Here is a 24,433-nt window from a genome sequence, read left to right on the forward strand (position 1 = left end):
CCTCACAGGGCGTCAGAACCGCGCTCACCGGTGCGCACCCGCACGATGGTGTCCACGGGACTGACCCACACCTTGCCGTCGCCGATCTTGCCCGTTCGCGCCGCCCGGACGATGCTGTCCACGACCTTGTCGACGATGGAGTCGTCGACGACGACCTCGATCCGGACCTTGGGCACGAAGTCGACCGAGTACTCAGCGCCCCGGTAGACCTCGGTGTGGCCCTTCTGCCGCCCATAGCCCTGGATTTCGCTGACCGTCATGCCCAGGACGCCGGCGTCCTCCAGGCTGGTCTTGACGTCGTCGAGGGTGAACGGCTTGACGATCGCGGTGATCAGCTTCATTTCTATTCCGCCTCAACTTTCTCGGCCACTCGTGCCTGCAGGCCGTTCGGGGTGTCCGGCAGGCTGGCACGGGGAAGAACCGAACCGCTGGCGACCGCGAAATCGTAGCCGCTTTCAGCGTGCTCCGACTCATCGATGCCCGCCGATTCCTGCTCTGCTCCCAACCGCAGCCCAATGGTGTACTTCAGGATAAGCGCCAGGATCAGCGTGACGACGCCGGAGTAGGCCAGAACCGCGAACGCGCCCACTGCCTGGCGTTCGAGCTGGTCGAATCCGCCGCCGTAGAACAGTCCTTTGGACACGCCCGTCACGCCGTTGATCGCGACGCTTTCGGGTGCGGCAACCAGACCCACCATCAGGGTGCCGGCCAGCCCGCCGACCAGGTGCACGCCGACGACGTCGAGCGAGTCGTCGAAGCCGAGCTTGAACTTCAGCCCCACGGCCAGCGCGCACAGCACGCCCGCGACGGCGCCGATGATCAGTGCGCCCAGCGCGTTCACCGATGAGCAGGACGGAGTGATCGCGACCAGTCCGGCGACGATGCCCGAAGCGGCACCCAGGGTGGTGGCGTGGCCGTCCCGGATGCGCTCGGTGAGGAGCCAGGCGAGCATCGCGGCCGCAGTGGCAATCGTGGTGGTGACGAACGTCGCCCCCGCGGCGCCGTTGGAGCTGGTCGCCGAACCGGCGTTGAACCCGTACCAGCCAAACCACAGCAGACCGGCGCCGAGCATCACGAACGGCAGGTTGTGCGGCCGGAACAACGTCGTCGGCCAGCCCTTGCGCTTGCCCAGGACGAGCGCCAGCATGAGGCCGGCCACACCGGCGTTGATGTGCACCGCGGTTCCGCCCGCGAAGTCGATCGCGTGCAGCTTGTTGGCGATCCAGCCGCCCTTCTCCGAGGCGAACCCGTCGAACGCGAACACCCAGTGCGCGACCGGGAAGTACACCAACGTGGCCCACAGGCCGGAGAACACCAGCCAGGCACTGAACTTGAGCCGGTCGGCGACCGCGCCGGAGATCAGGGCGACGGTGATGATCGCGAACATCAACTGGAAGGCCACGAATACGGTGACCGGCAGCGTGCCCGCCAGCGGGATGTCAGTCGCCGCGACGCCTTTGGACGCATCGGCCGCGACCGCGTTGCCACCGATGAGCCCCTTGAGGCCCCAGTATTCGGTCGGGCTGCCGACAACGTTGCCGGTGTCGTTGCCGAATGCCATGGAATAGCCGTAGAGCACCCACAACACCGTCACGACGCCCATCGCGCTGATGCTCATCATGATCATGTTGAGCACGCTCTTGGCACGAACCATGCCGCCGTAGAAGAACGCCAGGCCCGGCGTCATCAGCAGCACGAGTGCCGAACTCGCCAACATCCAGGCCGTATCGCCGGTATTGGGCTGGCCCATAACAGGGAAACTCACTCGCTATCACCTCCAGTCAGCGTTGGGAGGGCCCCAGAAGATGACTGGTGACCTGACGAGAACCATGCGCATAAGTTGTTGCGGCAATGGAGCCGCCGTGTTTCGTCAGGATTAACGTAAAAGTTGCTGTGTAAGAGCTTTCAGCCCAGCAGCGCGTCGACGAATGCCGCCGGTTCGAACGGCGCCAGGTCGTCGGCACCCTCGCCCAGCCCGACCAGCTTCACCGGCACGCCCAGTTCCTGCTGGACGCGGAACACGATGCCGCCCTTGGCCGTTCCGTCCAGCTTGGTCAGTACCGCGCCGGTGATGTCGACGACCTCGGCGAACACCTTGGCCTGAGCCAGCCCGTTCTGCCCGATGGTGGCGTCCAGAACCAGCAGCACCTCATCCACCGCGGCACGGCGGGTTACCACGCGTTTTACCTTGCCCAGTTCGTCCATCAGGCCGACCTTGGTGTGCAGCCGGCCCGCGGTGTCGATGAGGACGACGTCGGCGCCGGCCTCAATGCCTTTGTCGACGGCGTCGAACGCCACCGAGGCCGGGTCCGCGCCTTCGGCGCCGCGCACCACCTCCGCGCCGACCCGTGAGGCCCAGGTTTGCAGCTGGTCGGCCGCGGCGGCCCGGAACGTGTCGGCCGCACCGAGGACCACGCGGCGCCCGTCGGCCACCAGGACGCGCGCCAGTTTGCCGACCGTGGTGGTCTTTCCGGTGCCGTTGACGCCGACGACGAGCAGCACCGACGGGTGGTCGGCGTGCGGCAGCGCCCGGATCGACCGGTCCATCTCCGGATGCAGCTCCTTGATCAGCACGTCGCGCAGCACCGCCCGCGCGTCAGCTTCGGTGCGAACGTTGCTGCTGGCCAGCCGGGTTCGCAGTTGCGAGACCACCGCTTCGGTCACCACCGGGCCCAGATCCGCGACCAGCAGGGTGTCCTCCACGTCCTGCCAGGAATCCTCGTCGAGGTCGCCGCCACCGATCAGACCCAGCATGCTGCGCCCCAGCGCGTTCTGCGACCGGGCCAGCCGTCCGCGCAGCCGCTCCAGCCGTCCTTCCGGGGGCTCGATCGTTTCGATCTGCGGCGCTTCGGGTTCGGGCTCGGGGGCCGGCTCGGGCTCGGGCTTCGGTTCAGCCTCGAGCTCGGGTTCGGGTTCGGCCACCGGTTCGACCAGCGGTTCGGGAAGGTGGACCTCGGCGATGGGTCGCTTGGGCGCGTCGCGCGGAATGGTGGCGTCGTCACCGACGGCGGGCAGTCCGGTGGTGTCGATCCGCTCTGGTTGCAGCGTCGGGGTCTGGCTGAACGTGATGCCGGAGGACGCGGTGTAGCCCCCGGAGCGGTCGATCGCGTCGGGCGTGACCTTGGGCGCCAACTTGATCTGGCGCTTGCGGTAGCGCACCAGGCCGAAGACCAGCGCGGCGATGATGACCAGGGCGGCGATGACCGCGATGGCGATCCAAAGACCTTGCGACACGCTGATGAATCCTTCCCAGAACTACGGGGTGGCGACTGTCAGCCCCACGCTACGGGCAACCTACGAAGAGTTGGCCACCAGCCGGTCCACCTGCTGACCGCGAATGCGCTGCGAGATGACGGCGGTGATCCCGTCGCCCTGCATCGTCACGCCGTACAGCGCGTCGGCCACCTCCATGGTCGGCTTCTGGTGGGTGATGATGATCAGCTGCGACCGGTCCCGCAGCATCTCGAACAGGCTGATCAACCGGCGCAGGTTGGTGTCGTCGAGCGCCGCCTCAACCTCGTCCATGATGTAGAACGGCGACGGGCGGGCCCGGAAGATGGCGACCAGCATCGCCACCGCGGTCAACGCCTTCTCGCCGCCGGACAGCAAAGACAACCGGGTGACCTTCTTGCCGGGCGGGCGGGCCTCGACCTCGATCCCGGTGGTGAGCATGTCGTCGGGCTGGGTCAGCCGCAGCCGGCCCTCGCCGCCGGGGAACAGGGCGGTGAACACGATCTGGAATTCCCGCTCGACGTCGACGAATGCCTCGCTGAACACCTGCAGGATCCGGGCGTCGACGTCGGCGACCACGTCCAGCAGATCCTTGCGGGCCGCCTTCACGTCCTCGAGCTGGGTGGACAGGAAGTTGTACCGCTCCTCCAGGGCGGCAAACTCCTCGAGGGCGAGCGGGTTGACCCTGCCGAGCTCGTTGAGCTCACGCTCGGCCCGTTTGGCCCGGCGCTCCTGGGACGTGCGGTCGAACGGCATCGGAGCGGGGGCCACCACCTGCTCCCCCCGCTCCCTGGCCTGCTCGAACTCGGCCATCTCCAGGTCGGTCGGCGGCAGCGGGACGTCCGGGCCGTATTCGGCGATCAGGTCGGCCGGCGCCATCCCGAACTGCTCGAGCACCATCTGCTCGAGCTGCTCGATCCGCAGTGCCGCCTGCGCGTTGGCCACCTCGTCGCGGTGCAGCGAATCGGTGAGTGCGGCCACCCGCGCGCTCAGCAGGTTCGTCTCTTCCCGTACCGCGGTCAGGGCCGTGGACCGCTGCTGCCGCTCGGCAGCCAGCCCGTCGCGCATCAGCGAAGCCGCGTCGACGACGCGGCTGAGCCGCCGGGCGAGCAGCCGCCCGGACTCGGCCACCGCCGCAGCCACCGCCGCGGCGCGCAGCCGGGCGGCCGCCGCTTGTTCGGCCCTGATCCGCGCCTCGCGCTCGGCCGCCGCCGCGCGGCGCAGCGAGTCGGCTCGTCCCCGCACCGCGTTGGCGCGCTCCTCGGCGGTGCGCACGGTCAGCCGGGCCTCGACCTCGAAGCTGCGTGCCGCGTCCGCGGCAGCCGCGATCTCCTGCCGGTCCACCGGCTCGGCCTGCTCGACGTGCTCGGTCTCCTGCGCGTTGCGTAACCGGGTCTCGAGTTCGACGACCTCCTCGAGTGTCCGGGTCCGGCCGGCTTCCAGCTCCTCGCGCTGCGCCAGCAGCCTGTTCCACTCCTCCTCGGCCGTTCTGGCCTCCTGCCCCAGCCGGCCGAGCTGGTCGTACATCGCCGAGATCGCCGTGTCGGACTCGTTGAGGGCGGCCAGTGCGTGCTCGGCGGCATCCTGGCGGGCGGACTGCTCGGTCAACGCGCCGGACAGCGCCGCGCTGAGCTGCGCTACCTGCGACTCGGCGGCCGCCAACTCGTCGCGCGCCTTCTCGATCTCCGAGGCGATCTCCAGCGTCGACACTTTGCGGTCGGATCCCCCGCTCACCCAACCCGCACCCACCAGGTCGCCGTCGAGTGTCACCGCCCGCAGCGCAGGATGGTTGGCGACCAGCTCCAGTGCCGCGCCCAGTTCGTCGACGACCGCAACGCCGGAGAGCATGGCCACCATCGCCCCGCGCAACCGCGGTGGCGCCTCGATCAGGTCCAGCGCCCACACCGCGCCACCCGGCAGACCGATCGCCGGGTGCGGCGGCGCCGGCCAGTCACCCAGCACCAGCGCCGCGCGGCCGCCGTCGGCCTGTTTCAGCGCGGCGACCGCGGTGCGCGCGGCGCCCAGACTGTCGACCGCCAGCCCGTCGGCCGCCGACCCCAGTACCGTCGCCAGCGCGGCCTCGTAACCCGACCGCACCTTGACCAGTTCCGCGACCGAACCGAAAAGCCCTGCGGCGCTGTGGTTCCGGGCGAGCCACGCGGTGCCGTCCTTGCGTTCCAGGCTCACCGACAGCGCGTCGATGCGAGCCCGCAGCGACGCGACCTGGCGTTCGGCGGCACGTTCGGCGGCCTGCAGTTCGGTGACCCGTTCGTCGGTCAGCCGCAGTGCGGCCACCGTCCGCTCGTGGTGCTCGTCGAGGCCGACCTCACCCTGGTCCAGCTCCCCGACCCGGCTCTGCACGCCCTCGAACTCGGCGCGGGTGTGCTCCACCCGGGCGGCGGCGTGTTCGATCCGCTCGGACAACCGCGCCACGCTGTCGTCGATCGACTCGACCCGCGCCCGCATGGTCTCGACCTGACCGGCCAGCCGCGCCAGACCCTCCCGCCGGTCGGCTTCCGCGCGAACCGCCGCCAGGTGCGCCTTGTCGGCCTCCACCGCACGGCGCTCCCGCTCGGCCAGCTCGGCACGGGCGGCATCCAACCGGGTGCGGGCTTCGGCCAGCTCGGCCAGCAGCTGCTCCTCGAAGAACGCCACCTGCTCGGCCTCGGCTTCCAGCGCATCGGGGTCGGCGTCGCTGGTCCGTGACGGCTCGATGTCGAGATGGTGGGCACGTTCGCTGGCGATGCGCACCGTCGCGCCGACGCGTTCGGCCAGGGCCGACAGCCGGAACCAGGTCTGCTGGACCGCTTCGGCGCGTTGAGACAACTCGGCCAGCGACGACTCGTGCGCGGCCAGCTCCTCGGACGCCACCGACAGCCGGGCGGCGGCCTCGTCGTGCTCGCGCCGCATCGTGGTCTCGGTGTCGAAGATCGCCTGCCGCTCGGAGCGGCGGTTGACCAGGTCGTCGGCGGCCAGCCGCAGGCGGGCGTCGCGCAGATCGGCCTGGATGGTCTGGGCCCGGCGAGCCACCTCGGCCTGGCGGCCGAGCGGTTTGAGCTGGCGCCGCAACTCGGTGGTGAGATCGGACAGGCGCGCCAGGTTCGCGGCCATCGCGTCGAGTTTGCGCAGCGCCTTTTCCTTGCGCTTGCGGTGCTTGAGCACGCCCGCGGCCTCTTCGATGAAGGCCCGACGGTCCTCGGGACGCGACTGCAGGATTTCGTCCAGCTTGCCCTGGCCGACGATCACGTGCATCTCCCGGCCGATGCCGGAGTCGCTCAACAGCTCCTGCACATCCATCAAACGGCAACTGCTGCCGTTGATTTCGTACTCGCTGGCGCCGTCGCGGAACATCCGGCGGGTGATCGAGACCTCGGAGTAATCGATCGGCAGCGCGTTGTCGGAGTTGTCGATGGTGACGGTGACCTCGGCGCGGCCCAGCGGCGCGCGCGAGGAGGTACCGGCGAAGATGACGTCTTCCATCTTCCCGCCGCGTAGCGTCTTGGCCCCCTGCTCCCCCATCACCCAGGCCAGCGCATCGACCACGTTGGACTTGCCCGATCCGTTGGGCCCTACGACGGCGGTGATGCCCGGCTCGAAACGCAGAGTCGTTGGCGCGGCGAAGGACTTGAAGCCCTTCAGCGTCAGACTCTTGAGGTACACGAGGGGCCAGATTACCGCTGCGGGCCCGCACCCCTGCTCGCTCGGGGCGTGTCAGCAGTGGGTGATCGGGCCACTTTCACACCGCTGGCCAATCGAGTCTCTCTGACACCATGGGCACCAGCCCGGCTATCGCTCGACGAAACCGCTGAACTGCTCCGTCGGCTCCGACCAGTCGGCGACCACCTTGTCCACCCGGCCCGGCGTGCTGTCGCCCCGCAGTAGTTCGAGAAGCCGCTCGCCGCCCGCGCGCGGGCCGTTGGCCACCACCAGCACGCGGCCGTCGGCCTGGTTGGCCGCATATCCGGTCAGGCCCTGCTCCAGCGCCCGGCAGCGGGTCCACCAGCGAAATCCCACGCCCTGGACATGGCCGTGCACCCAGGCGGTCAACCGCACCTCAGGCATCGACAACCTCGAATGTCACGGTGGTGCCCGATTTCAGCGTGCGCCCGACGGTGCAGACCGCGTCGATGGCCCGGTTGACGACGGTGACCAGGCGCTCCTTCTCCTGCTCGGTGAGACCTGAGAGATCCAGTTCGAGCTTCTCCTCGAGCAGGGGGTAGATCTCGTTGTCCCGGTCAGCGGCACCGGACACTTTGACCACCGCCCGGTAATCGTCGCCGAGACGGCGGGCCAGCGGCTGATCGCTGGACATGCCGCTGCAGGCGGCCAGTGCGATCTTCATCAGCTCCCCGGGGGTGAACACGCCGTCGACGTCCTCGCTGCCGATTACCACCTGCGCTCCCCGCGAGTTGTGCCCGGTGTACCGGCGTGTGCCCGTGCGCTCCACCCACAGTTCCGTCATGGCTCCCTTTTTACTGTGCGGTGTGGTTTGGCCGGTCGCGAGCGTCCGCAAAATGCCGCCCGCAGCGGCGTGTCACCGGCAACACGCGGGCGCTCGCCGCGCTGCAGGGCGGCGGCCGGGTTTGGCCGGTCGCGAGCGTCCGCAAAATGCCGCCCGCAGCGGCGTGTCACCGGCAACACGCGGGCGCTCGCCGCGCTGCAGGGCGGCGGCCGGGCCGCGCCGGTCGCGAGCGTCCGCAAGATGCCGGCCGCAACGGCGTGTCACCGGCAACACGCGGGCGCTCGCCGCGCTGCAGGGCGGCGGCCGGGCCGCGACTCAACGCCGCGGCCTCGGCTGGCACCGCGGACAGTAGAACGACGAGCGGTTCATGAACTTCTCCCGGCGCATCACCGCTCCGCACCGCCGGCAGTTCTCGCCCTCGCGGCCGTAAGCGTCCAGCGAACGGTCGAAGTAGCCCGATTCACCGTTGACATTGACGTACAGCGAATCGAACGATGTACCGCCCTTGGCCAGCGCCTCGCGCATCACCTCGGCGGCCGCATCGAGCACGGACGTCAGCTTGGGGCGGGACAGTGTGGCGGCGATCCGCGCGCCGTTGACCTTGGCCCGCCACAGCGCCTCATCGGCGTATATGTTGCCGATTCCCGACACCACCTGCTGGTCCAGCAGCTGCCGTTTGATCTCGGAATACTTGCGCCGCAACACCTCGACCACCGCTCGGGCGTCGAATCGCGGATCGAGCGGATCCCGGGCCAGGTGCGCGACGGGTTCGGGAACCACGCTGCCGTCCACGGTCACCAGGTCGGCCAGCATCCATCCGCCGAACGTCCGCTGATCGGCGAAGCTCAGCACCGTGCCGTCGTCGAGCAACGCAGAGATCCGGACGTGCTCGGCCCGCGGCACCGCACCCAGCAACATCTGGCCGCTCATGCCCAGGTGGACGACCAGCGCGGTGTCCGGCTCGGCCTCGTCCGTGTCCGGGGTGCTCAGCGTCAGCCACAGGTACTTACCGCGGCGATCGGTTCCGGTGATGCGGGCGTCGAGCAGGCGCCCGGTGAGGTCCGCGGGCCCGGCTTCGTGCCGGCGGACGGCGCGGGGGTGGTGAACCCGGACGCCCGTGATCGTCTTGCCCACCACATGGGTCTGCAGGCCGCGCCGCACCACCTCGACTTCAGGTAGTTCGGGCATCGCACCTCACGCGGACGACTTCCCCGCAGAGTCCAGTGCCTCCAAAGCCTCCAGCGCCTTGTACGCCGCCGAGGCCGCCTTCTGCTCGGCTTCTTTCTTGGAGCGCCCCACCCCGGACCCGTACTCGGTCTCCATCACCACCACGACGGCGGTGAACTCCTTGTCATGGTCCGGGCCGGTGGAGGTCACCACGTACGACGGCGGACCCAGCGCCCGCGCCGCGGTCAACTCCTGCAGGCTGGTCTTCCAGTCCAGGCCGGCGCCCAGCGTCGGAGCGGCGTCCAACAGCGGGCCGAACAACCGCAGGATGGTCTCGCGCGCCACCTCGATGCCGTGCTCCAGGTAAATCGCACCCAGCAGCGATTCCATCCCGTCGGCCAGGATGCTGGACTTGTCGGCGCCACCGGTGTTCGCCTCACCGCGGCCCAGCAGCACGTGTGCGCCCAGTCCCTCGTCGGTGAGGCTGCGCGCGACGTCGGCGAGCGCATGCGTGTTCACGACGCTGGCCCGCAGTTTGGCCAGGTCGCCCTCGGAACGGTCCGGATGCCGGTGGTACAGCTCGTCGGTGACGGTCAGCCCCAGCACCGCGTCGCCGAGGAACTCCAAGCGCTCGTTGGTGGGCAGCCCGCCGTTCTCGTAGGCGTAGCTGCGGTGCGTCAGTGCCAGCGAAAGCAGTTCCTCGGGCAGGTCGACACCGAGCGCATCAAGCAGTGTCTGTCGCGACAGGCTCACTCCTCACCCCGCTCTTCGGTGTCCCCGTCGTGCTGATCCGGCAGCATCCCGGCCAGCTTGGCCCACCTCGGGTCGACCTGCTCATGCCGGTGTCCGGGCTCCGCAGCCAGCGAAACCCCGCACTGCGGACACAACCCCGGGCAATCCGGCGAACACACCGGAGAGAAGGGCAGCTCGAGGCCCACGGCGTCGATGATCGGCTGCTCGAGGTCGACAGTCTGATCGACGACGTGGCCCACCTCGTCTTCCTCGGTGGTGGCCTCCGTGGCACTGTCCGGATAGGCGAACAGTTCCGTCAGCCCCACCTGCACCCGGCCCTCGATCGGTGACAGGCAGCGGGAGCACTCGCCTTCGGTCGGCGCTTCCACCGTGCCCGTCACCAGCACGCCTTCGGACACCGATTCCACCCGCAGATCCAGGTCCAGCGGCGCGCCGGGCTGGATGGCGATCAACTCCACCCCGATGCGTAACGGACTGTCCACGGTGTCATGGACCTCGAACATGGAACCCGGACGTCGTCCCAATCGGGCGACATCGATGGTCAACGGCGTGATGGCGCGTCGCTGCGCCGTCTGGCCGTGCTGCCTTGCCATACGGGGAATCCTACGGCGCGCAGCGCCCGGGTCCACCGGTTATGGCGTCGGGGACTACCGGGTTACGTAGTCGTGCGTGCCCGCTGCGGTGCGCAGCTGGTGACGGCCCCGACCGACCGAGCGCAGCGTGCCGTTGAGGAACTCCTCGAATTCGGCCAGCTTGTTGTCGACGTAGATGTCGCATTCGCCGCGCAACCGGTCGGCCTCGGCGTGCGCCGTGTCGATGAGCCGCGTGGATTCGGCATGGGCGGCTTGAACCACCTCGTTCTGCGATATCAACCGCTGCTGTTCCTTGATGCCTTCCTGCACGGCCTTCTCATAGGAGATGTTGCCGTTCTCGATCAGCCGGTCGCATTCGGTCTTGGCGCGGCTGACGCTGGCCTCGTACTCCCGCTTCGCCGAGGCCGCGATGCGCATGGCCTCTTCGCGCGCCTCGCCGACCATCCGCTCACTGTGCTGACGCGCCTCACTGACCATCCGGTCGGCTTGGGCCTTCGCGTCGGACAGCAACCGGTCGGCCTCGGCGCGGGCATGGTTGATCATCGACTCGGACTCGGTCGTCGCCGAGGACACCATCGAGTCGGCGTGCGACTTCGCGTCGTGCAGCATCGAATCACGCGCGTCCAGCACGTCCTGGGCATCGTCGAGTTCGCCGGGGATCGCGTCCTTGATGTCGTCGATCAGCTCCAGCACATCGCCGCGCGGCACAACGCAGCCCGCCGTCATGGGCACGCCACGGGCTTCTTCGACAATGGCGCTCAACTCGTCCAGCGCTTCAAAGACTCGGTACACGGCCATACCCTCCTGGCGTTATTTGTTGTTACCAGTGTGCCTGGTGTTACGTCTGTGACAGTGGTGATGACGCCGGTGTGTCGGCCTCAATTTTCACCGGCCCGGCCCCGGCGGCCGCAGACGCTCCGTCCTCACATGGTTTGCCCACCAGAGTATCGCCGCAGGCCCGGGCGGGGCAGGGCATTGGCGAGGGTCGGCCTCGTCCCGGTCGCCGCGAAAGCGATCAGCCTGTTTCCGAAGCCACGCTATGCTGGCGCGGTGCACGGGAGTTCGGCCAACACCGACAAAGGTGAGAATTCCGATAAACCCACGCTGTATATCTTCCCGCACGCCGGTGGGACCGCGAAGGATTACGTTCCGTTCTCCCGCGAATTTTCGGGCAATATCAAACGCGTCGCCGTTCAGTATCCCGGCCAACGGGACGGAGCCGGACTGCCGCCGCTGTCCAGCATTCCCGGCCTAGCCGACGAAATTTTCGCGATGATGAAGCCGGCCGCCAGCCCCGATGTTCCCGTTGCCTTCTTCGGGCACAGCATGGGCGGAATGTTGGCATTCGAGGTCGCGTTACGCTTCCAGTCCGCCGGCTATAACGTGCTCGCTTTTTTTGTGTCGGCCTGTTCGGCGCCCGGACACATTCGCTACAAACAGATCAAAGGGATGTCCGACAGCGAGATGTTGAACCTGGTCGCGCAGATGACCGGTATGAATCCGGAATTCTTCAACGACGAGGAGTTTCTGGTGGGCGTGCTGCCGACCCTGCGGGCGGCACGTGCCATCGCCGGCTACGACAGCCCCCCGGAGACCAGGCTGGCGTGTCCCATCTACGCATACATCGGCGACAAGGACTGGATCGCGACCCGGGACGACATGGCGCCGTGGGGCGACCGAACCACCTCCGAGTTCGCCCTGCGAGTGTTAACTGGCGACCACTTCTACCTGAACAACAATTTGCCGGAACTGGTCAACGACATCGAGACCAGGACCCTGGAGTGGGCTGACTGAGTTTCGCCGACTGCCGGCGTCGGCCGGTGCTGACCACTGGTCCCGGCGCGGCCGGTCCGCCCGTGGCAAAGATCGCACGGCCTGGCAGCAACCATCGCATCGACGCGCGGTACCGGTTCGATGGCCAGCGGGACCCGCCGTCTGCGGGCAAGGATCGGAAAGACGTCGCCGAGCACCTCCGCCAGTGGTGTTACTCTCGTCACAACGGGACGCTGGTCCCAGAAAACCGGCGAGTGTGGCCTCCGAAACATCAGGCTCAGGTCTCGCGACGCCAACATCCGCCACCCGCGTATCACATGTCACATCAACCACAGCGCCAGGCAGGAGTGAATAAGATTCAGCGCAGATCAGCCATTTGCGCTATCAAGCTGCGACCTCTGTGAGACCTGTGGGAAGCGTGTGGATTTTCCGATAATGCCCCCACCCGTACCGAGAGATGATTACCGTTGCACACGCGACTAGTTGTAAGGGGAGCGGAATTAGTCCAGGGGCGATCATCCGGCGGCACACGGTGGTGCTTCGGTGGGGAAGCAAATAATCGTCAGCTCGGGCTACGCAACTCGTACGTGCCGTTTAGCGGCACTGGTCGCACCGCTATGCGGCCTCGCTTGGATTGCAGCGAGGCCGCAATAGTGCACAAGGGCAAATGTTCGAACGGGAGTGTAAAGCGATGCCGGTGACTGACGGGTCCCTACCCGCTTTGCTGAAACAGCGGGCCGATCAACAGGCCGATACCGCGGCGTACACGTTCGTCGATTACGGATTGGATCCCAACGGCTTTGCTGAGACGCTGACCTGGTCGCAGGTCTACGGCCGGGCCTGCGTCATCGCCGACGAACTCACGCTGTGCGGCGCACCCGGTGACCGGGTGGCGATTCTGGCCCCGCAGGGCCTGGAATACGTGATCGCATTCCTCGGTGCGCTGCAGGCCGGATTCGTCGCCGTTCCGCTGTCGACACCGCAGTACGGCATCCACGACGACCGCGTCTCCGCGGTCTTGCGGGACTCCCGGCCGGTCGCCATTCTCACCACCTCGTCCGTGGTGAGTGACGTGTCGAAATATGCAACCGCGCAAAACGGACAGGCCGCGCCCTTCATCATCGAAGTCGATCTGCTGGATTTGGACTCGCCGCGAGAACCGTCAATGGTCCCCCGGCCAGCCAGCGGGGCGGCCTATCTCCAATACACATCCGGATCCACTCGCACACCGGCCGGCGTCATCGTGTCGCACAAAAACGTGATCGCGAATGTGACACAGAGCCTCTACGGTTATTTCGGCGACCTGGCCAAGATTCCCAACGGAACCGTCGTATCGTGGTTGCCGCTATTTCACGATATGGGCCTGATCCTCGGAATCTGTGCACCGATGGTCGCCGAACGCAGTGCGGTGTTGCTGAGCCCAATGGCCTTTCTGCGCCGCCCGGCCTGCTGGATGCAACTGCTGGCCACAAACCCGTCACCCTTTTCCGCCGCACCGAATTTCGCCTTCGAATTGGCTGTGCGCCGAACGTCGGACGACGACATGGCCGGTCTCGACCTGGGCGACGTCGTCGGCATCGTCAGCGGCAGCGAACGGATCCATGTGGCGACCGTCAAGCGCTTCACCGAGCGGTTTGCCAAATACAACCTGAGCCCCACCGCGGTCCGGCCGTCTTACGGACTCGCCGAAGCCACGCTGTACGTGGCCGCACCCGAACCTGGAACGGCGCCCACGACGGTGCGGTTCGACTACGAGCACCTGTCCGCCGGTCAGGCCAAGCGCTGTGGCCCGGAAGGCACCGTCGGCACCGAACTCATCAGCTACGGGTGCCCCGACCCGTCCGCGGTGCGCATCGTCGACCCGGAGACCATGGTCGAAAACATGTCCGGCGACGTCGGCGAGATCTGGGTGCACGGCGACCATGTGGCCCTGGGCTACTGGCAGAAGCCCGAGCAGACCAACCGCATCTTCAACGCCCACATCGTCGACCCGGCCCCGGGTACTCCGGAAGGACCGTGGCTGCGCACCGGCGATCTGGGCGTCTTGTCCGAGGGTGAGCTGTTCATCATGGGCCGCATCAAGGACCTGCTCATCGTCGACGGCCGCAACCACTACCCCGACGACATCGAGGCGACGATCCAGGAGATCACCGGCGGCCGGGTTGCCGCGATCTCGGTTCCGGATGACATCACCGAGCAGTTGGTGGCCATCATCGAGCTGAAGCGCCGCGGCGCGTCGGCCGAGGACGCCATGCTCAAGCTCCGCTCGGTCAAGCGCGAAGTCACCTCGGCGATCTCGCGGTCACACAGCCTGCGGGTCGCCGACCTGGTCCTGGTGTCTCCGGGCTCCATTCCCATCACCACCAGCGGCAAGATCCGGCGTTCCGCCTGCGTCGAGCGCTATCGGAGCGACGGCTTCAAGCGGCTGGACGTGAGCGTATGACGGCGAGCATCAGCGGGGAGGCCGACCTCCGCCACTGGCTCGTCGACTATCTGGTCACCAACATCGGATGCAGACCCGACGAGGTCGACCCCGACCTGTCGCTGGCCGACCTCGGCGTGAGCTCGCGCGATGCCGTCGTGCTGTCCGGCGAACTGACCGAATTGCTCAGCAGGACGGTCTCACCCATCGACTTCTGGGAGCATCCGACGATCAACGACCTGGCCGCCCACCTCACCGCCCCCGAACCGGAGCCCGAAGCGGCCGCGCTCAACCGTCCGGGCCGCAATTCACTGGAAGAGCCGATCGCGGTGATCGGGATGGGGTGTCGCTTCCCCGGCGGGATTTCCGGGCCGGATGCGTTGTGGGACTTCCTGTGTGAGCGGCGTTCCTCCATCGGCAAGGTCCCTGACGAGCGGTGGGAACTCTTCGACGACGGTTCCGCGGAAGTCAGAGCCGTGTTGGCCCGCACCACCCGGTGGGGTTCTTTTCTGCCCGACATCGATGCGTTCGACGCGGAGTTCTTCGAGATCTCACCCAGCGAAGCCGACAAGATGGACCCGCAGCAGCGGCTGCTGCTGGAAGTGGCCTGGGAAGCGTTGGAGCACGCCGGGATTCCGCCCAACTCCCTGCGCCGCTCGCAGACGGGCGTGTTCGCAGGATCGTGCTTGAGCGAATACGGGGCGATCGCCGCCACCGACCTTCAGCAAATCGACGGGTGGAGCAACACCGGCGGTGCCATGAGCATCATCGCCAACCGCCTGTCGTATTTCCTCGACCTGCGCGGGCCGTCGGTGGCGGTGGACACCGCGTGCTCCTCGTCCTTGGTGGCCATTCACCTGGCCTGTCAGAGCCTGCGCACCCAGGACTCACAGCTGGCGATCGCGGCCGGCGTCAATTTGTTGTTGTCCCCGGCCGTTTTTCGCGGTTTCGATCAGGTCGGCGCGTTGTCGCCGACCGGTCACTGCCGCGCCTTCGACGCCGCCGCCGACGGGTTCGTCCGGGGCGAGGGTGCCGGGGTGGTGGTGCTCAAGCGGTTGACGGACGCCCAGCGCGACGGCGACCGCGTTCTCGCGGTCATCTGCGGCTCGGCGGTCAACCAGGACGGCCGGTCCAACGGATTGATGGCGCCCAACCCGGCCGCGCAGATGGCCGTGTTGCGCGCCGCGTACGCGAATGCGGGCATGCGGCCCACCGAAGTGGACTACGTCGAGGCACACGGCACCGGCACCCTGCTCGGCGACCCGATCGAGGCCCGGGCCCTGGGCACCGTACTGGGTCGCGGGCGACCCGCCGAGGCTCCCCTGCTGCTGGGCGCCGTCAAGACCAACCTCGGTCACACCGAGGCCGCGGCCGGAATCGCCGGGTTCATCAAGGCCGTCCTCGCGGTGCAGCGCGGCCAGATCCCACCGAACCAGCGCTTCGAAAGCCCCAACCCGCACATCCCGTTCGCCGATCTGCGGATGAAAGTGGTTGACAGTCAGACTGATTGGCCGGAAACGGGACATCCGCGCCGAGCCGGCGTGTCGTCGTTCGGCTTCGGCGGGACCAACGCACACGTCGTGATCGAGCAGGGGCAGGAGGTCGCCCCACCGCCTGAGCAAGACGCGGAACCCGCCGTCTGGACGTTGATCGTGGCCGGCAAGACCCCGCAACGCGTGGCCGCGACCGCCGCAGTGCTGGCGGATTGGATGGACGGCGCCGGAGCCGGCGTCTCCCTGGCCGACGTCGCCCACACCGTCAATCACCACCGGTCGCGGCAGGCCAAATTCGGCACCGTCGTGGCCCGGGACCGCGCGCAGGCAATCTCGGGTTTGCGCGCACTGGCCACCGGGCAGCATCTACCCGGCGTGGTCGGCCCCCAGAACGGCGCATCCGGTCCCGGCACGGTGTTCGTCTACTCCGGGCGGGGCTCGCAGTGGGCCGGCATGGGCCGCCAATTGCTCACCGACGAACCGGGTTTCGCCGCTGCCGTCGCCGAACTGGAGCCCGTGTTCGTCGAGCAGGCGGGTTTCTCGCTGCAGGACGTGCTGGCCGAGGGCCGGGAACTGGTGGGGATCGAGCAGATCCAGTTGGGCCTGATCGGCATCCAGTTGGCGCTGACCGCGTTGTGGCGTTCCTACGGGGTGGAGCCCGACCTGGTGATCGGGCATTCCATGGGCGAGGTGGCCGCCGCGGTGGTCGCCGGAGCCCTCACCCCCGCCGAAGGATTGCGGGTGACCGCGACCCGCGCCCGGTTGATGGCGCCGTTGTCCGGGCAGGGCGCCATGGCGCTGCTGGAACTCGACGCCGCGGCCACCGAGGCGCTGATCGCCGACTATCCGCAGGTGACGCTGGGCATCTACAACTCACCGCGCCAGACCGTGATCTCCGGGCCCACCGGGCAGATCGACGAGTTGATCGCGAAGGTACGGGCACGGGACCGCTTCGCCAGCCGGGTCAATATCGAAGTGGCCCCGCACAATCCGGCCATGGACGCGCTGCAGCCGGCGATGCGCGCCGAACTGGCCGACCTGCAGCCGCGCACCCCGAGCATCCCGATCATCTCCACCACCTACGAAAGCACCGACACCACCGCCGTTTTCGATGCCGAGCACTGGGCCGTCAACATGCGCAACCCGGTGCACTTCCAGCAGGGCATCGCGCTGGCCGGCGAGCAGCATCACACCTTCATCGAGGTCAGCGCCCACCCGCTGCTCACCCAGGCGGTCATCGACACCCTGCACAGCGCACAGCACGGCACCCGGTACACCAGCATCGGCACGCTGCAGCGCGACACTGATGACACCATCACCTTCCGCACCAACGTCAACACGGCGCACACCGCACACCCACCGCACACTCCGCACCCGCCGGAACCGCACCCGCCGCTGCCCAGCACGCCGTGGCAGCATTCTCGGCACTGGATCGACCCCAGACGTGCCGCGGGCTCCGTGATCGCGGCGCCGTCGCCCGGAACGCTGCTCGGCCGGCACAGCACGGTCACGGCCGTGTCCGGTGGCCCGCCGTCGCACCTGTGGCAAGCCCGCCTGGCACCCGAGGCCAAGCCGTACCGCGGCCGGCACCGGTTCCACGGTGTCGAGGTGGTTCCGGCCTCGATCGTCCTGCGCACACTGCTCTGCGCGGCAGACGAACTGGGGTACCCGGCGCTGTCCGCGGTGCGGTTCGACCAGCCCGTCTTCGCCGATCAGCCCCGGCTGATCCAGGTGGTGGCCGACGACCGGTCGATCAGCCTGGCCTCGCGCCCCGCCGACACCGACCGCTGGACACGTCATGTGACGGCACGGCTGTCGGCGTCGGTGCCGGAGCCCGCACCGGTTGTCGCGCCACGGCCTCAGCGCCTCCTCAATGACGACCCGCCCGACATCACCGAACAACTCGCGCTGCGCGGTGTGGACGGGCTGCCGTTCACGTGGACCCTCGACGCCTGGGAGAGCACCGCGAACGGCGTGCGCGCCGCGATCCAACTACCGGACGCTCTGCCGGACGGTTCCACCGGGCCGCTGCTGGACGCCGCCGTGATCGTCGGCGCGCTGTCCGAGGTCGACGACGCCCGCCTGTACGTTCCGGCGAGCATCGAACGAGTGTGGCTGCGCGGCAACGACTCCAAAACTCGCGGCTCAGTGCTGATCACCCACACCGGCCGCGACGCCGAGGGAATCACGGTCGACATCACCGCCGGGCTGCCCGGCGAAACGCCGTTCCTGTCAGTGCAGTCGCTGCGTTATCGGGCGCTGGACTTCGCCGCCACGCCGGCCACCGAGAATGCCGACGCACGGACGTTCGCGCACACGCTGGACTGGCAACCGCGCGTTGATCCCACCGAGGCGCTGGGTCCCGGAACCCTCGCGGTCCTCGGCGACGCGGGCGCTCTTCGGGACGGCCTGGCGCAGTACGGTTTCGGGCCGGGCGGCGTTGCCGACGCGCGGTACGTGCTGTATGTCGCGGAATCCCAGACCGACGCCGCCGAGACCGACGTCGACTTCGCGGTCCGGGTGTGCGCGGAAGTCAGCGCTGCGGTCCGCACGCTGGCGCAGCGCACCGATCCCGTCACGTTGTGGATCGTCACGCGCGAGGTCTACGAGTCGGCGAGCCCGTCGGCGCTGCGTCAGAGTTTCCTGTGGGGCCTGGCCGGGGTGATCGCCACCGAGCACCCCGAGTTGTGGGGTGGACTGGTCGATCTGGCCGAGGCGGCGGTGCCCGACGACTCCGCGCTCGCTGACCTGATCCAGCGTCCGAGCAAATCCGTGCTGGTGCTGCGGGACACCACCGTCCTGGCGCCCGCACTGGCGGCGTTGCGCGGCGAACCGGTGCGCAAGCCGGTGCGGTGCCGGCCCGATGCGGCGTACCTGATCACCGGAGGGATGGGCGCGCTCGGCCTGCTGATGGCGGGCTGGCTGGCCGACCGCGGCGCCCGGCGGCTGGTGTTGACCGGCCGTACCCCGTTGCCGCCGAGACGTGACTGGGACGCGGACACCCTGGACGCGGGACTGCGGCACAAGATCGACGCGATCCGCGCCCTGGAAATGCGCGGCGTCGCAATCGAAGCCGTCACCCTCGACATCGGCTGCGGTGACCAGTTGCGTGCCCTGCTGCAGCGGCGGGACACCGACGGCGCCGCACCGATCCGCGGGATCATCCACGCGGCGGGTGTCACCAACGACCAACTGGTGACCGCCATGACCGGAGACGCCGTACGCGAGGTGGCGTGGTCCAAGATCGGCGGCAGCCAGGTGCTGCACCACGCCTTCCCGCCCGGCAGCGTCGACTTTTTCTTCCTGACCTCCTCGGCCGCAACGATATTCGGAATCCCCGGGCAGGGTTCCTACGCCGCGGCGAACGCGTACCTGGACGCATTGGCACGGTCCCGGCACCAACAGGGTTGCCACACGGTGAGTCTGGACTGGGTGGCCTGGCGCGGCCTCGGGTTCGCCGCCGACGCGCGGATCGTCAGCGACGAACTGGCCCGCCTGGGGTCCCGCGACATCACGCCGGAGGAGGCGTTCACCGCGTGGGAGCACATCGACGGCTACGACGTCGCGCAGGCGGTCGTGCTGCCGGTGCCCTCGACGTCGGACGGGTCGGCCATCCAGGACAGCTACCTGATCCCGGCCCGCGACTGGTCGGGGCTCTCCGCCCCGGAGATACGCCACCAGTTCGAGAGCGGGCTGCGCGGCATCATCGCCCGCGAGCTCCGGTTGCCCGAGTCCGACCTGGACAGCGACCGTCCGTTCGCCGAACTCGGGCTCAATTCGCTGATGGCGATGGCGATTCGGCGCGAGGCCGAGCAGTTGGTGGGCATCGAACTGTCGGCGACCATGCTGTTCAACCATCCGACCGTGGCGGCGCTGGCGAACTACCTGGCCAATCGGGTTGCTCCCGAGCAGGATTCGGGCGAGGACGAGATGGCGGCGCTTTCCGCGTCGGCAGGCAGTGTGTTGGACAGCCTTTTCGACCGCATCGAGTCGACATCTTCCGAGGCCGAAAGGCCCTCGTGATGCGCACGGCTTTCAGCCGGATCTCCGGTATGAGCGCGCAGCAGCGCGCCGCCCTGTCGAACGAGTTCGAGAAGATCTCCCGGATCGCGGTGGCCGAGCCGATCGCGGTGGTCGGCATCGGCTGCCGGTTTCCCGGTGATGTCGCGGGGCCGGACAGCTTCTGGGACCTGCTGGTGCAGGGCCGCGACGCGATCTCGCCGGTGCCCGCCGACCGTTGGGACGCCGACGAATTCTACGACCCCGACCCGTTGACGCCGGGGCACATGACCACCAAGTGGGGCGGCTTCGTACCCGACATCGCCGGCTTCGACGCGGAGTTCTTCGGCATCACGCCGCGCGAGGCCGCGGCGATGGATCCCCAGCAGCGGATGCTGCTGGAGGTGGCCTGGGAAGCTCTCGAACACGCCGGGATACCGACGGATTCGCTGTCCGGCACCCGCGCCGGGGTCATGATGGGCGTGTACTTCAACGAGTACCAGTCCATGCTGGCCGCCAACCCCGACACGGTGGACGCCTACACCGGAACCGGGAATGCGCACAGCATCACCGTGGGCCGCATCTCGTACCTGCTGGGGCTGCGCGGCCCCGCGGTCGCGGTGGACACGGCGTGCTCGTCCTCGCTGGTGGCGGTGCACCTGGCCTGCCAGAGCCTGCGACTGCGGGAGACCGATGTGGCGCTGGCCGGCGGTGTGAGCGTCACGCTGCGCCCGGAAACCCAGATCGCCATCTCGGCATGGGGATTGCTATCCCCTCAGGGCCGCTGCGCCAGCTTCGATGCGGCCGCCGACGGTTTCGTGCGCGGCGAAGGCGCCGGCGTGGTCGTGCTCAAGCGACTGACCGACGCGGTGCGCGACGGCGACCGGGTGCTCGCGGTGGTCCGCGGCTCCGCTGTCAACCAGGACGGCCGCTCGAACGGTGTCACCGCACCCAACACCGCCGCCCAGCGCGATGTGATCGCGGACGCGCTGCGGTCCAGCGATGTGGCGCCCGAGACCGTCAACTACGTCGAGGCGCACGGCACCGGAACGGTGCTCGGCGACCCGATCGAATTCGAGGCGCTGGCAGCGACTTACGGCCAGGTCAAGGATCAGAGCGAGGGCGCGTGCGCGCTGGGCGCCGTCAAGACCAATCTCGGCCACCTCGAGGCCGCGGCCGGGATCGCCGGTTTCATCAAGGCTGTGCTGGCCGTCCAGCACAGCCAGATCCCACCGAATCTGCATTTCTCGCAGTGGAATCCGGCGATCGACGCCGCGGCGACCCGATTCTTCGTGCCGACCGAGAACACCATCTGGCCCGGCGCCGCGGGTCCGCGCCGGGCGGCGGTGTCCTCGTTCGGATTGGGTGGCACCAATGCGCACGTCGTCATCGAGCAGGGTCCCGACCTCTCGCCGGTGACCGGGTCGGACGCCGGGGTGTCCACGTTGCTGGTGTCGGGCAAATCGCCGCAGCGGGTGGCCGCCACGGCCGGGGCGCTGGCCGACTGGTTGGAGCTCGCCGAGGTTGCCGTCGCCGACGTCGCCCATACGCTCAACCACCACCGCACCCGGCAGGGCAAGGTCGCGACCGTGGTGGCCCGCGACCGTAAGCAGGCGGTCGACGGCTTGCGCGCTTTGGCGGTAGGACAACATGCCCAGGGCGTTGTGCCCTGCCAGGATTCGCCCGGGCCGGGCGTGGTGTTCGTGTACTCCGGGCGCGGCTCGCAGTGGGCCGGCATGGGACGCCGATTGCTGGCTGAGGAAACGGCTTTCGCGGACGCGGTGGCCGAGTTGGAACCGGTCTTCGTGCAGCAGGCCGGCTTCTCCCTGCGCGACGTGCTGGCCGACGGCCGGGAACTGGTCGGCATCGAGCAGATCCAGCTGGGCTTGATCGGCATGCAACTCGCGCTGACCGAACTGTGGCGCTCCCACGGCGTGCGGCCCGACCTGGTGATCGGGCACTCGATGGGTGAAGTGGCGGCCGCGGTGGTGGCCGGCGCGCTCACGCCCGCAGAGGGCCTGCGGGTCACCGCCACCCGGTCCCGGCTGATGGCACCGCTGTCCGGGCAGGGCGGGATGGCCATGCTGGGGCTCGACGCCGAGGCCACCGAGCTGCTGATCGCCGACTATCCGCAGGTGACACTGGGCATCTACAACTCACCCAGCCAGACGGTGATCTCCGGTCCCACCGAACAGATCGACGACCTGATCGCCGCGGCGCGTGCCCGGAACCGCTTCGCCGGCCGGGTGAATATCGAAGTGGCCCCGCATAATCCGGCGATGGACGCACTGCAGCCGGCGATGCGTGCGGAGCTGGCGGACCTGGCGCCGCGCCGCCCGAACATCCCCATCATCTCCACCACCTACGAAAGCAACGACACCACGGCCCTTTTCGATGCCGAGCACTGGGCCGTGAACATGCGCAACCCGGTGCGCTTCCAGCAGGCCATCACCGCAGCGGCCGAACAGCACCATACTTTCGTCGAGATCAGCGCGCACCCGCTGCTCACCCAGGCCATCACCGAAACCCTGCCCGGGCCCGGCTACCGGACCGTGGGCACTCTGCAGCGCGACAGCGACGACACCGTCACCTTCCGCGCCAACCTCTACACGGTGCGCCCCGCGGAGCCCCCGCACCCGCCCGAGCCGCACCCGGCCATACCCACCACCCCGTGGCAGCACACCCACCACTGGATCGACATGGACGTGGTAAGCCCGGAACGTCCTATTCGCAACCGGATTCAGCCTCCCGGCGGCACCGTCGAAGCCTGGATCCATCAGCTGGACTGGCCGGTGAGCCCCGCGCCCGCCGACGAGATCACCCGCGGCGCCTCCTGGCTGGTGTTGGCCGAACCCACACTGGCCGACGCCATGGTCGAGGCCGCGGATGCCCGGGTGATTACCGAAGGCGCCGTTGACATTCCGCTGGACGGCGTGGACAACGTGCTCTACGCACCGCCGGTGGCCGGTGAGTTGTTCGACATCGCCGCGGCCTACCGGATGTTCGACACCGCCCGCGCGCTGGTCGCCGCGATGGTCGCAGGCGGTTCGTCGCAGAAGCTGTTCGTCATGACCCGCAACGCACAGCCGGTCGCCGAAGGCGAACGGGCCAATCCCGTCCACGCGGTGCTGTGGGGCCTGGGCCGTTCGCTGGCGCTGGAGCATCCCGACATCTGGGGCGGCCTGATCGACGTCGACGACACCATGCCCGCGGAGCTCGCCGCGCAGCACGTGCTGGCTGCCGCCGGACTCGCCGACGGTGAGGACCAGGTGGTGTACCGGTCGGGGGTTCGCCACGTCCCCCGGTTGCACCGGCGACCGCAGGACGCGGGCACCCCGGCGGCACAGCTCGGCGGCGACACCAGTCAGCTGGTCATCGGCGCCACCGGCAACATCGGGCCGCATCTGATCCGCCAGCTCGCCCGGATGGGTGCCACCACCGTCGTCGCGGTGGCCCGCAAACCCGGCGCGCTGCAGCAGCTGGCCGACGAATTGCGTACGGCCGGAACAGAACTCGTCGAGGTCGCCGCCGACGCCACCGACCCCGCGGCGATGAGCGCGTTGTTCGACCGGTTCGGCGCCGACCTACCTCCGCTGGAAGGGATCTATCTCGCGGCCTTCGCCGGCGGGCCGGTACTGCTCAGCGAGATGTCGGGGGACGACGTCACCGCCATGTTCCGGCCCAAACTCGACGCCGCGGCGCTGCTGCACCGGCTGTCGCTGTGCCATCTGACCGATCACCCGGTGCGCCACTTCGTCCTGTTCTCCTCCGTCTCCGGCCTGCTCGGCTCCCGATGGCTCGCCCACTACACCGCGACCAGCACCTTCCTGGACACCTTCGCCTATGCGCGGCGCACCATGGGCCTACCGGCGACCGTCGTCGACTGGGGACTGTGGAAGTCGCTGGCCGACGCGCAGCGGGACGCCAGCCAGGTCAGCGCCGAATCCGGGCTGACGCCCATGGACGACGAAACCGCCATCGGTGCACTGTCTTCCGTGCTGGCCCCGGGGGCAGCGGTGCGCACCGCGATCGTCGCCGCCGACTGGCCGTTGCTGGCGGCGGCCTTCCGCACCCGTGGATCGCTGCGCATCGTCGATGACCTGCTGCCGGCGCAGACAGGCGTCGCGCTGCCGGAAAGCGAGTTCCGCAAAGCGTTGCGCGCTGCCGACGCGCACCATCGCCACGACATGCTGCTCGACCAGGTCGGACTGCTGGCCGCGACGGTGATGGGTATGCCGGCCACCGAGATCCTCGATCCGTCCACCGGATTCTTCCAGCTGGGCATGGACTCGCTGATGAGCGTGACGCTGCAGCGGGCGCTGTCGGACACCCTCGGCGAATACCTGCCCGCCTCGGTCGTTTTCGACTATCCGACGGTGTACGGCCTGACCGATTACCTGGCCACCGTGCTGCCGGAGTTCGCCGAACTCGCCCTGGCGGCCGAGGAAGCGGCCGAGGGACCACCCGACGACTACGAGGACCTGAGCGAAGACGAGTTGCTGCGGCAACTTTCGGAGAGGCTGACCTGACCGCTGTGACT

The 24,433-nt window shown here is 68.5% G+C and carries 14 protein-coding genes; 4 read left to right on the forward strand and 10 right to left on the reverse strand.

Features of this window, described 5'->3' with window-relative positions; all coding sequences use genetic code 11:
• Nucleotides 1-2 precede the first annotated feature (2 nt).
• From glnB to sepIVA, 10 genes are all read right to left on the reverse strand, one after another.
• A complete protein-coding gene (gene glnB / locus ACNQS7_RS08975; protein WP_055577570.1) occupies nucleotides 3-341 on the reverse strand; it encodes a nitrogen regulatory protein P-II in 339 nt (112 codons plus the stop codon).
• A gap of 2 nt (nucleotides 342-343) precedes the next feature.
• Nucleotides 344-1,750, reverse strand: a complete 1,407-nt coding sequence (locus tag ACNQS7_RS08980) for an ammonium transporter (protein WP_418015937.1) — start codon at nucleotides 1,748-1,750, stop codon at nucleotides 344-346.
• A 155-nt stretch (nucleotides 1,751-1,905) separates the two neighbouring features.
• On the reverse strand, nucleotides 1,906-3,234 hold the full coding sequence (gene ftsY / locus ACNQS7_RS08985) for a signal recognition particle-docking protein FtsY (RefSeq protein WP_418012281.1): 1,329 nt from the start codon (nucleotides 3,232-3,234) through the stop codon (nucleotides 1,906-1,908).
• A gap of 60 nt (nucleotides 3,235-3,294) precedes the next feature.
• Complete coding sequence (smc, locus tag ACNQS7_RS08990) at nucleotides 3,295-6,891, reverse strand: chromosome segregation protein SMC (RefSeq protein ID WP_418012282.1); 3,597 nt, start codon at nucleotides 6,889-6,891, stop codon at nucleotides 3,295-3,297.
• A 126-nt stretch (nucleotides 6,892-7,017) separates the two neighbouring features.
• Entirely contained in the window at nucleotides 7,018-7,299 is a 282-nt protein-coding gene (locus tag ACNQS7_RS08995; protein ID WP_418012283.1) for an acylphosphatase, read from the reverse strand.
• On the reverse strand, nucleotides 7,286-7,693 hold the full coding sequence (locus tag ACNQS7_RS09000; RefSeq protein WP_418012284.1) for an OsmC family protein: 408 nt from the start codon (nucleotides 7,691-7,693) through the stop codon (nucleotides 7,286-7,288). Before ACNQS7_RS09000 ends, ACNQS7_RS08995 begins: the two co-directional genes overlap by 14 nt.
• A gap of 315 nt (nucleotides 7,694-8,008) precedes the next feature.
• Nucleotides 8,009-8,881: a DNA-formamidopyrimidine glycosylase gene (mutM, locus tag ACNQS7_RS09005; protein ID WP_418012285.1), complete on the reverse strand. Its 873-nt coding sequence runs from the start codon at nucleotides 8,879-8,881 to the stop codon at nucleotides 8,009-8,011.
• Between the two features lie 6 nt (nucleotides 8,882-8,887).
• Nucleotides 8,888-9,613: a ribonuclease III gene (gene rnc / locus ACNQS7_RS09010; RefSeq protein WP_418012286.1), complete on the reverse strand. Its 726-nt coding sequence runs from the start codon at nucleotides 9,611-9,613 to the stop codon at nucleotides 8,888-8,890.
• The gene (locus ACNQS7_RS09015) at nucleotides 9,610-10,206 is read right to left on the reverse strand and encodes a YceD family protein (RefSeq protein ID WP_418012287.1); all 597 of its coding nucleotides are present in this window, start codon (nucleotides 10,204-10,206) and stop codon (nucleotides 9,610-9,612) included. Before ACNQS7_RS09015 ends, rnc begins: the two co-directional genes overlap by 4 nt.
• Nucleotides 10,207-10,260: 54 nt before the next feature.
• A complete protein-coding gene (gene sepIVA, locus ACNQS7_RS09020; RefSeq protein WP_055577592.1) occupies nucleotides 10,261-10,998 on the reverse strand; it encodes a cell division protein SepIVA in 738 nt (245 codons plus the stop codon).
• 222 nt (nucleotides 10,999-11,220) lie between these two features.
• Here sepIVA and ACNQS7_RS09025 point away from each other — a divergent pair, with 222 nt between their 5' ends.
• The 4 genes from ACNQS7_RS09025 (at nucleotide 11,221) to ACNQS7_RS09040 (ending at nucleotide 24,422) form a co-directional block, all read left to right on the forward strand.
• Nucleotides 11,221-12,000 (forward strand): thioesterase II family protein, encoded by a 780-nt coding sequence (locus ACNQS7_RS09025; protein WP_418015938.1) that lies wholly within the window; start codon nucleotides 11,221-11,223, stop codon nucleotides 11,998-12,000.
• A gap of 670 nt (nucleotides 12,001-12,670) precedes the next feature.
• Nucleotides 12,671-14,422, forward strand: coding sequence for a long-chain-fatty-acid--AMP ligase FAAL26/FadD26 (fadD26, locus tag ACNQS7_RS09030; RefSeq protein WP_418012288.1), 1,752 nt, complete (start codon nucleotides 12,671-12,673; stop codon nucleotides 14,420-14,422).
• A complete protein-coding gene (locus tag ACNQS7_RS09035; protein WP_418012289.1) occupies nucleotides 14,419-19,917 on the forward strand; it encodes an acyltransferase domain-containing protein in 5,499 nt (1,832 codons plus the stop codon). The genes fadD26 and ACNQS7_RS09035 overlap by 4 nt, the downstream gene beginning before the upstream one ends.
• Entirely contained in the window at nucleotides 19,914-24,422 is a 4,509-nt protein-coding gene (locus ACNQS7_RS09040) for a type I polyketide synthase (protein WP_418012290.1), read from the forward strand. The genes ACNQS7_RS09035 and ACNQS7_RS09040 overlap by 4 nt, the downstream gene beginning before the upstream one ends.
• The last annotated feature ends 11 nt before the right edge of the window (nucleotides 24,423-24,433 follow it).

Origin of the sequence: Mycobacterium sp. 23, from assembly GCF_048287075.1 — a bacterium.
Taxonomy (GTDB): Bacteria; Actinomycetota; Actinomycetes; order Mycobacteriales; family Mycobacteriaceae; genus Mycobacterium; species Mycobacterium gordonae_B.

Bases quoted from the DNA above. Each gene is read 5' to 3' on its own strand.
- glnB (WP_055577570.1), bottom strand. From the start codon at position 341: ATGAAGCTGATCACCGCGATCGTCAAGCCGTTCACCCTCGACGACGTC.
- ACNQS7_RS09015 (WP_418012287.1), bottom strand. From the start codon at position 10,206: ATGGCAAGGCAGCACGGCCAGACGGCGCAGCGACGCGCCATCACGCCG.
- ACNQS7_RS09035 (WP_418012289.1), top strand. From the start codon at position 14,419: ATGACGGCGAGCATCAGCGGGGAGGCCGACCTCCGCCACTGGCTCGTC.
- ACNQS7_RS08980 (WP_418015937.1), bottom strand. From the start codon at position 1,750: ATGGGCCAGCCCAATACCGGCGATACGGCCTGGATGTTGGCGAGTTCG.
- fadD26 (WP_418012288.1), top strand. From the start codon at position 12,671: ATGCCGGTGACTGACGGGTCCCTACCCGCTTTGCTGAAACAGCGGGCC.
- ACNQS7_RS09000 (WP_418012284.1), bottom strand. From the start codon at position 7,693: ATGACGGAACTGTGGGTGGAGCGCACGGGCACACGCCGGTACACCGGG.
- mutM (WP_418012285.1), bottom strand. From the start codon at position 8,881: ATGCCCGAACTACCTGAAGTCGAGGTGGTGCGGCGCGGCCTGCAGACC.